The sequence below is a fragment of the Ideonella azotifigens genome, assembly GCF_006519715.1.
Taxonomy (GTDB): Bacteria; Pseudomonadota; Gammaproteobacteria; order Burkholderiales; family Burkholderiaceae_C; genus Ideonella; species Ideonella azotifigens.
In genome coordinates this window covers 1-1,058 of record NZ_VIDT01001174.1, presented here as the reverse complement: position 1 = coordinate 1,058, position 1,058 = coordinate 1, and the positions used below count along the sequence as shown (strand labels likewise).

The following is a 1,058-nucleotide window of genomic DNA, read 5'->3' as shown; positions in this document are numbered from 1 at the left end:
CCAGCGCGCCGGCCTGCACCGGCAGCGCAAAGCGGTAGCCGCAACCAGCGATGGTGGCGATGGCGCGTGGCCCCAGCGCCTTGCGCAGCTGCGCCACATGCACGGCAATGTTGTTGTCCTCGACGATCAGGCCGGCCCAGACGCGCTGCATCAGCTCGTCCTTCGAGACCAGCTGGCCGGCGCGTTCGACCAGTGCCACCAGCACGCCAAAGGCGCGCGCCGTGAGCGCCACCGGCTCGCCCTGGCGCAGCAACTGGCGCTCGGCCGGCCACAGCTCGAAGTCGTCGAAGCGCAGGCAGGTGGGTGGGGCTGAAACTTCGGGGTCTGACCTTGAATTCATCGCGATTTCATCGGCGCTTCAGGACCGGGCGCGGCCGGCGCCGCAGCATGGAGGCCTTGTTCAACAGGAGGCCAACATGCCCAAGTTCGTGATCGAAAGAGACATCCCCGGTGCCGGCCAGCTTACACCGCAGGACCTCAAAGCCATCTCCCAAAAGTCATGCGGCGTGCTGAACAGCATGGGCCCCGGCATCCAGTGGATCCACAGCTACGTGACCGATGACCGCGTCTACTGCATCTACCAGGCGCCCGACGCGGCCACGGTCCGCCAGCACGCCGAACTCGGCGGCTTCCCGGCCAACAAGGTTTCGGAAGTGCGCACGGTGATCGACCCGGCCACGGCCGAGTGAGTCCCTCACGCCTCCACGGGTGAGGGCACGTCTTCGCGCAGCGCATCCACGTCGCGCTGCGGCGACCGGCCATAGAGACGGCTGTATTCGCGGCTGAACTGCGACGGGCTCTGGTAGCCCACGCGGTGGCCGGCGTTGGCGGCGGTGACCTGCTCCAGCAGCATCAGCCGGCGCGCCTCGTGCAGCCGCAGCTGTTTCTGGTACTGCAGCGGCGACAGGTTGGTCACCGCCTTGAACTGGTGGTGCAGCGAAGACACGCTCATGCCCACGCGGGCGGCCAGCGCTTCCACGCTCAGCGTTTCGGCGTGGTGCTCGCGCAGCCAGGCGGCCGCGCGGGCCACCTTGTTGCCGGGGGTTTCGGCCAGTGCC

3 protein-coding genes are annotated in these 1,058 nt (G+C 68.2%); 1 reads left to right on the top strand and 2 read right to left on the bottom strand.

Going from position 1 to position 1,058, the window contains the following annotated elements:
- A partial coding sequence (locus FKP22_RS31420) for a winged helix-turn-helix domain-containing protein (RefSeq protein WP_141292071.1) occupies positions 1-340 on the bottom strand: 340 nt, incomplete at its 3' end.
- Positions 341-416: 76 nt separating this feature from the next.
- On the opposite strand from FKP22_RS31420, the gene FKP22_RS31415 reads away from it, so the two are divergent.
- Positions 417-689, top strand: coding sequence for a DUF4242 domain-containing protein (locus tag FKP22_RS31415; protein WP_141292070.1), 273 nt, complete (start codon positions 417-419; stop codon positions 687-689).
- A gap of 5 nt (positions 690-694) precedes the next feature.
- Here the strand turns inward: FKP22_RS31415 and FKP22_RS31410 are convergent.
- The coding region (locus FKP22_RS31410) for a helix-turn-helix transcriptional regulator (RefSeq protein ID WP_141292069.1) at positions 695-1,058 on the bottom strand (364 nt) is incomplete at its 5' end.

What these genes read in the sequence shown, in the direction of transcription:
- FKP22_RS31415 (WP_141292070.1), top strand. Translation starts at nt 417, where the DNA reads ATGCCCAAGTTCGTGATCGAAAGAGACATCCCCGGTGCCGGCCAGCTT.